At 72.4% G+C, this 6,294-nt stretch carries 5 protein-coding genes and 2 pseudogenes; 4 read left to right on the top strand and 3 right to left on the bottom strand.

Going from position 1 to position 6,294, the window contains the following annotated elements:
* Window positions 1-417 (top strand): annotated as a pseudogene (locus tag N4P33_RS31165) (GntR family transcriptional regulator); the annotation flags it as partial.
* 32 nt (window positions 418-449) lie between these two features.
* Here N4P33_RS31165 and N4P33_RS31160 read toward each other — a convergent pair.
* On the bottom strand, window positions 450-1,175 hold the full coding sequence (locus N4P33_RS31160; protein ID WP_260830297.1) for a class I SAM-dependent methyltransferase: 726 nt from the start codon (window positions 1,173-1,175) through the stop codon (window positions 450-452).
* Window positions 1,176-1,179: 4 nt separating this feature from the next.
* On the bottom strand, window positions 1,180-1,743 hold the full coding sequence (locus N4P33_RS31155) for a PadR family transcriptional regulator (RefSeq protein ID WP_260830296.1): 564 nt from the start codon (window positions 1,741-1,743) through the stop codon (window positions 1,180-1,182).
* Window positions 1,744-1,812: 69 nt separating this feature from the next.
* Here N4P33_RS31155 and N4P33_RS31150 point away from each other — a divergent pair, with 69 nt between their 5' ends.
* The 3 genes and pseudogenes from N4P33_RS31150 (at window position 1,813) to N4P33_RS31140 (ending at window position 5,136) form a co-directional block, all read left to right on the top strand.
* Window positions 1,813-2,211, top strand: a complete 399-nt coding sequence (locus N4P33_RS31150) for a nuclear transport factor 2 family protein (protein ID WP_260830295.1) — start codon at window positions 1,813-1,815, stop codon at window positions 2,209-2,211.
* Between the two features lie 275 nt (window positions 2,212-2,486).
* Window positions 2,487-3,739 (top strand): annotated as a pseudogene (gene rho, locus N4P33_RS31145) (transcription termination factor Rho).
* 209 nt (window positions 3,740-3,948) lie between these two features.
* Window positions 3,949-5,136, top strand: coding sequence for a D-alanyl-D-alanine carboxypeptidase family protein (locus N4P33_RS31140; RefSeq protein WP_260830293.1), 1,188 nt, complete (start codon window positions 3,949-3,951; stop codon window positions 5,134-5,136).
* Between the two features lie 13 nt (window positions 5,137-5,149).
* Here N4P33_RS31140 and N4P33_RS31135 read toward each other — a convergent pair whose 3' ends face one another.
* Window positions 5,150-6,082 carry a glutaminase gene (locus N4P33_RS31135; protein WP_260830292.1) on the bottom strand — a complete coding sequence of 311 codons (933 nt, stop codon included), beginning with the start codon at window positions 6,080-6,082 and terminating at the stop codon, window positions 5,150-5,152.
* Window positions 6,083-6,294 lie beyond the last annotated feature (212 nt).

The raw sequence follows: 6,294 nt of genomic DNA, 5'->3' as shown, positions 1-6,294 counted from the left end.
ACCGTGGCGTGGGAGCCACCGCCGCACGGTCACGCCGAGCCGTTGGGGCTGGCGCCGGGCCGGCCGACGCTGGTGCACCGCTACTGGTCGGCGTCCGCCGACGGACGTGAGGTGCGCACGGCCGTGTCGTCGTTCTCCGCCGTGGCTCTCGCGGAGGTGGAGGAGCTGGCGCGCTACCGTGACCGGGCCGACGGGACGTCCGCGGCGGAGTTGCGTCGCGCGTACGACTGGATGCGGCGGGCGGGGCTGACGTTGCATCACCGGGACACGATCAGCCGGATCGCGGACACGCCGTCGGTGCGGGTCACTCGGCGTGTGCAGGATCAGTTCGGGCGGCCGTTGGAGATCACCGAGCTGATCGTCGATGCGCAGCAAGATGCGCTGGTTTATGAGTTCACGTTGCCTGCAGCGGTTTGAAGGTGGGCGCCCGAAGGCACGACTGCCCGCAGCTAGGCCAGTCGTTTCGCCACGACCAGGCGGACCCTCGGGCTGCCGTCCCTGCGGTGGCCGAACTCCGGTAGTGGGTGGAACTCGACGCTGAAGCCTGCCTGGATCAGTTCCCTGTTGAGGGCGCTGAAGCGGAGGGCTCGGTAGTACATGACGAACGGGGGGCGCCAGATGGTGTTGCGTACGCGCATCGCCGCGTCGAAGCCGAGCAGCATCCAGTACTCGAGGGAGCCCGGCCTGGCCGGGGCGACCACGGGGAAGGCGAAGCGGCCGCCGGGGCGCAGGACCGAGTGGACCTGGGCGAACAGCTCCGGCCGCTCACGCGGCAGGAAGTGGCCGAACGCCCCGAAGCTGACCACGAGGTCGAAGGCCGGCCCGAACGGCAGGGCCCGCGCGTCGGCCCGCACCCAGCCGACCGGCGGCCCGGCGTCGGGGGCGTGCTCACGCGCGACGGCGAGCATGCCCGCGCTGAAGTCGACACCGGTGACCTGCTCACGGCACACCCGCGTCAGCACGCCGATGCCCGCACCCGTGCCGCAGCACAGGTCGAGGCCGGTGTCGAAGGGTCCCATCCGGTGCAGGGCCGCGGCGGTCGCCTCCAGGACGGAGTCGGGTGTGCGGAAGGGGGTGACGTCGAACTTGGGGGCGAGGAGGTCGTAGCCGCGCTCGACGGAGGACAGTGCCTGGACGGCGAGTTCGCGCAGGCTCGGGCCTTCGGGGCTGAACATCGGATCAGCTTAGAGGGGCGCGACGGCGCAGCACCGTGAGAACCCGCTCGCACCAGCGCAGATTCTCCTCCTCGAAGGCGATGCCGCCCATCAGCGTGAGATACGGCCCGATCCGGTCGGCCTCGCTCAGGTACTCCTCCTCGGTGCGCCCGTCCAGCAGACGGTCCCGCACGCGCGCGTAGCGGGCGAGTTTGCCGCGCGCCCAGGTCATGCGCTCCTCGACGAGGGCCCGGGTCGCCTCGGGATCGACGCCGTCCATGGCCTGGATCTTGATGAGGAGTTCGTCGCGGATGGCGGTGGGCCTCTTCGGCGGCTCGGCGGCGAAGCCCGCCAGGTCCCTTCGGCCGGCCTCGGTGAGCGAGAACATCCGTTTGTCGGGCCGCCGTTCCTGCCGGACGACGCGGGCCTCGACCAGCCCGTCCCGTGCGAGCCGTTCCAGCTCGCGGTAGAGCTGCTGCGGGGTGGAGGCCCAGAAGTTGGCGAACGAGACGTCGAAGAGCTTGGACAGTTCGTAGCCCGAGGCCTCGCCCTCCAGAAGGGCGGCGAGGACGGCGTACTTGAGGGACATGTGGACACGGTAACAGCGGACGACTAATCTCATCCGCACCTATTCAATTAGTTGACTATGGGGGTCGCGATGCGGGCATTTCGCAAGGCTGTCGAGGCGGGCGACATCGACGCCGCCGAGGCACTGCTGGCCGAGGACGTCGTCTTCACCAGCCCCGTCGTGTTCAAGCCCTACACCGGCAAGCCGATCACCGCGGCGATCCTGCGCGCGGTGGCCGGGGTGTTCGAGGACTTCCGCTATGTGCGCGAGATCAACGACGCGTCGGGCCGTGATCACGCGCTCGTGTTCACCGCACGGGTCGGCGACCGGACGATCGAGGGCTGCGACTTCATCCATGTCGATGACGACGGCCTGATCGACCGATTCACCGTGATGGTGCGCCCGTTGTCGGGGGCGCAGGCGCTCGCGGAGGCCATGGGAGCGCAGTTCGAGCGGATCGCCCGCGAGGCGGAGGAACGCTCGGCCTGACGCCGCGCGAACTCCCCGCACGCCGCGCCGTTCAGGGCCCGCCGGTCTCCACCGGCGGGCCCTTTCCGCTCCGCACCGGCGCACCCGGTGCTACAGTGCATGCAGCACTCTTCTTCTCGCGCGCCCTTTCCTGGGCGTCGCAGGTGCCAGTTCCTCTTCGGTTCGCCGATCCGCCCGTCGTCTCGGACCGGGGCATCGGCTCTTGCACATCGACCTCGTGACCAGGGGCTCTTCCGGTTGACCCGGAGCCCCGCGGGCTTCGCCCCGCGTCCGAGGTGGTGTTCCCCGCCGCCCGGAGGCGCGTGTCCACCCTCCCCCGCGGTTCCTCTCCTTCTCCCCTTCCCACCGCATGTCCCGGTGACCGTCGTCCGAGAAAGGACCGACCTCCATGACCACCAGCACACTCGACCACCCTCCCGTACGGCAGCAGCCTCGGCTCGTCACCGGTGTCCTCGACATCGACGCGGCCGGGAAGGGGCACCTGCGCCCCGAGAGCTGCCTGCCCACATCGTCCGATCCCGCCGTCTCCCCCGCCCTGCTGCGCCGGTACGGCCTGCGCAAGGGCGACCATGTCGAGGGTGTCCTCGGCGAGCGGCGCGGCCTCACCGACATCGCCCGCGTCAACGGCCGTACGCCCGGCGCGCCGGACGGCCGACGGCGCTTCCGCGAGCTGACGCCCCTTCATCCGCACGAGCGGCTGCGGCTGGAACACCCCGCGGCGGGGGTGGCCGGGCGCGTCGTCGATCTGCTCGCGCCCGTCGGCAAGGGCCAGCGCGGGCTGCTCGTCGCCCCGCCGAAGACCGGCAAGACGGTCCTGCTGCAGCAGCTCGCGGCGGCCGTGGCCGGCAACCACCCCGAGTGCCGGCTGATGGTGCTCCTGCTCGACGAGCGCCCCGAGGAGGTCACCGACATGCGGCGCTCGGTGCGCGGCGAGGTCTACGCCTCGACGTTCGACCGGCCCGCGCGGCAGCACATCGCGCTGGCCGAGCTGGTGATCGAACGGGCCAAGCGGCTTGTCGAGGCCGGTGAGGACGTCGTCGTGCTGCTCGACTCGCTGACCCGCCTGTGCCGGGCGTACAACACCGCGGCATCCTCCGGCGGCCGGACGCTGAGCGGCGGTGTCGACGCGTCGGCGCTGACCGGTCCGAAGCGGTTCTTCGGCGCCGCCCGGCAGGCGGAGGAGGGCGGCTCGCTCACCGTCCTCGCCTCGGCCCTGGTGGAGACCGGGTCGCGGGCCGACGAGTTCTACTTCGAGGAGCTCAAGAGCACGGGCAACATGGAGCTGCGGCTGAGCCGGGAGGCGGCCACGCGGCGGCTCTTCCCCGCCGTGGACGTCACCGGTTCGGGTACACGCCGCGAGGAACTGCTGCTCACCCCGGCCGAGTTGACCGCCGTACGCGGTCTGCGGCGGGTGCTGGTGTCCCGGGACGGGCATACGGCGCTGGAGACGCTGCTGGAGCGGATGCGGACGACGCCGGACAACGCGACGTTCCTGCGCCGGATCCAGCCGACGCTGCCGGGCGGCTGACGCGAGGCAGTGTGCGGAGAGCCGTCACGCCGTACCCGAAGAGCCGTCACGCCGTGTCCGGAGAGCCGCCGCGCCTTGTCCGAAGAGCGGTCACGCCATGTCCCCGCCTCCTGTCGTACGTACCACCGGCGTGTGGCATCCGGGTGCTCGCGGGCGGTGTCCGGCCCGGGCAGCGGGCCGTCCCGGCGGGCCGTTCCTACGTTTGCGATATGACTATCGGATTTGCTTCGCGGGCAGCCGTGTCCACCTGTGTCCTGTGCGCGGCGGGCCTGCTGGTGCTCGCGCCCGCCGCGGCGACGGCCGGACCGGCTGCCGAGCCCGGGCCGTCCCCCGGCTCCGGTCCGCGGGCGGCGGCGGCCGCACCCCCGTCGTTGCTGTACCGCGCGGGAACCCAGGTGCGCCCGCGCGCGAAGGCCCCCGAGGTTCCCGAACTGTCGGCCAAGTCCTGGCTGGTGGCCGACGCCGACAGCGGCGATGTGCTCGCGGCGCACAACGCCCACCGCAGACTGCCGCCCGCGAGCACGCTCAAGACCCTGTTCGCCCTCACCGTGCTGCCGTCCCTGCCGGCCGGCATCCGGCACACCGTCAGCGAGAAGGAACTGCGGGACGTCGGCCCCGGCAGCAGCCTGGTCGGGGTCGCCGAGGACCGCACCTACCGGGTGGCCGACCTGTGGAACGGGGTCTTCCTCAACTCCGGCAACGACGCGGTGCACGTCCTGTCCGCGCTCCACGGCGGATGGCGTGCCACCGCCGAACGGATGCAGGCCAAGGCCCGCACGCTGGGCGCCCGCGACACGCGCGTGAAGTCGCCGGACGGCTACGACGCGCCCGGCCAGGTGTCCTCCGCCTTCGACCTGGCGGTGTTCGGCCGGGCCGGGCTGCGCAGCCCCGAATTCGCCCGGTACTGCGGCAAGGTCTCCGCCCGCTTCCCGGCCCGCGAGGGCGGCACGTACCCCATCCGCAACACCAACCGGCTGCTCACCGGCGCGGACGACGTGGAACCGTACCGGGGACTCATCGGCATCAAGAACGGCTACACCAGCCACGCCGGTCACACACTGGTGGCGGCGGCGCGGCGGGACGGACGCACCCTGGTGGTGAGCGTGATGAATCCCCGGGAGGGCGGGGCGCACGCCGTGTACGAGGAGGCGAGGGAGCTGCTGGACTGGGGTTTCGCGGCGGCCCGGCGGGTCGAACCGGTGGGCTCGCTGGACGCGCTGCGGGCCCGGCCGCTGACGGGTCCCGAGGCGGAGGCCGGCGCGGCGACGGCCGTACGCGACCAGGACAACGGCCGGAGCGCCCGGGTGGCGTGGACGATCGCCGGAGCGGCGCTGCTGGGCGGCGCGGGCGTCGGGGTGTTTCTGCGCCTGGTGTGGGGCCCGGTGCCGCCGCGCTGACGACTCACCGGGTTCAGAACACCGACAGGCCCGTCAGTGTCGTGAAGCGGTCCAGTGCCGCCACCCCGGCCACGGAGTTGCCCCGCTCGTCCAGGCCCGGGCTCCACACGCACAGGGTGCAGCGCCCGGGGACCACGGCGATGATCCCGCCGCCCACCCCGCTCTTGCCGGGCAGCCCCACCCGGTAGGCGAAGTCGCCGGCCGCGTCGTACGTCCCGCAGGTCAGCATGATGGCGTTGACCTGCTTGGCCTGGCTGCGGCTGAGCAGACGGGTGCCGTCGGCGCGGATGCCGTGCCGGGCGAGGAAGGACGCGGCCAGGGCCAGGTCGGCGCAGGACGCGGCGACGGAGCACTGCCGGAAGTACTGGTCGAGCAGGACCGGCACCGGGTTGTCGATGTTGCCGTAGGACGCCATGAAGTGGGCGAGGGCGGCATTGCGTGCGCCATGGGCGGACTCGGAGGCAGCGACCTCCTCGTCGAAGGTGAGGTCGGGGTTTCCGCTCTCGGCGCGCAGGAGGGCGAGCAGTTCACCGGCGGCGTCGCCGCTGCGGGTGTGCAGGCGGTCGGTGACGACGAGGGCGCCCGCGTTGATGAACGGGTTGCGCGGGATGCCGTCCTCGTACTCCAGCTGCACCAGGGAGTTGAAGGGGTTGCCGGAGGGTTCGCGGCCCACGTGCTCCCACAGGGCGTCGCCCTCGCGGGCCAGGTCGAGCGCGAGGGTGAACACCTTGGTGATGGACTGCGCCGAGAACGGCTGCCGCCAGTCCCCCACCCCGTACACCGTGCCGTCCAGTTCGGCGACGGCCATGCCGAAGCGGCGGGGGTCGCGGGCGGCGAGCGCCGGGATGTAGTCGGCGGGCCGGCCGCGGCCGGGGGTCCGCTCGATCTCCTCGGCGATGCGCTCCAGGACCGGCTGGAAGGTCATCGACGACGTCATGATCGCCATTGTCCCCCGGCCCGTCGGGGCTTCGTCACCGGAGTCCTGGCGGGCTCAGAGGTGACGGTACCGGTGTCCTCGGCGGCCTCAGAGGTGAGCGGCGACAGGTGGGGCGAGTGCGGGCACGGGGCGTACGGAACCGACCGGGCGGCCGCCGCCGAGCAGCGGCTGCCCCTCGAAGGCGGCGAGCGCGGCCGGGTCCACCCCGGCGCGGGCGAGCG

Origin of the sequence: Streptomyces sp. 15-116A, from assembly GCF_025290915.1 — a bacterium.
Classification (GTDB): Bacteria; Actinomycetota; Actinomycetes; order Streptomycetales; family Streptomycetaceae; genus Streptomyces.
Note: the sequence above shows the minus strand (reverse complement) of the source record. Positions and strands in the feature narration are given on the sequence as shown.

What these genes read in the sequence shown, in the direction of transcription:
- N4P33_RS31160 (WP_260830297.1), bottom strand. Translation starts at nt 1,175, where the DNA reads ATGTTCAGCCCCGAAGGCCCGAGCCTGCGCGAACTCGCCGTCCAGGCA.
- N4P33_RS31155 (WP_260830296.1), bottom strand. Translation starts at nt 1,743, where the DNA reads ATGTCCCTCAAGTACGCCGTCCTCGCCGCCCTTCTGGAGGGCGAGGCC.
- N4P33_RS31150 (WP_260830295.1), top strand. Translation starts at nt 1,813, where the DNA reads ATGCGGGCATTTCGCAAGGCTGTCGAGGCGGGCGACATCGACGCCGCC.
- N4P33_RS31140 (WP_260830293.1), top strand. Translation starts at nt 3,949, where the DNA reads ATGACTATCGGATTTGCTTCGCGGGCAGCCGTGTCCACCTGTGTCCTG.
- N4P33_RS31135 (WP_260830292.1), bottom strand. Translation starts at nt 6,082, where the DNA reads ATGGCGATCATGACGTCGTCGATGACCTTCCAGCCGGTCCTGGAGCGC.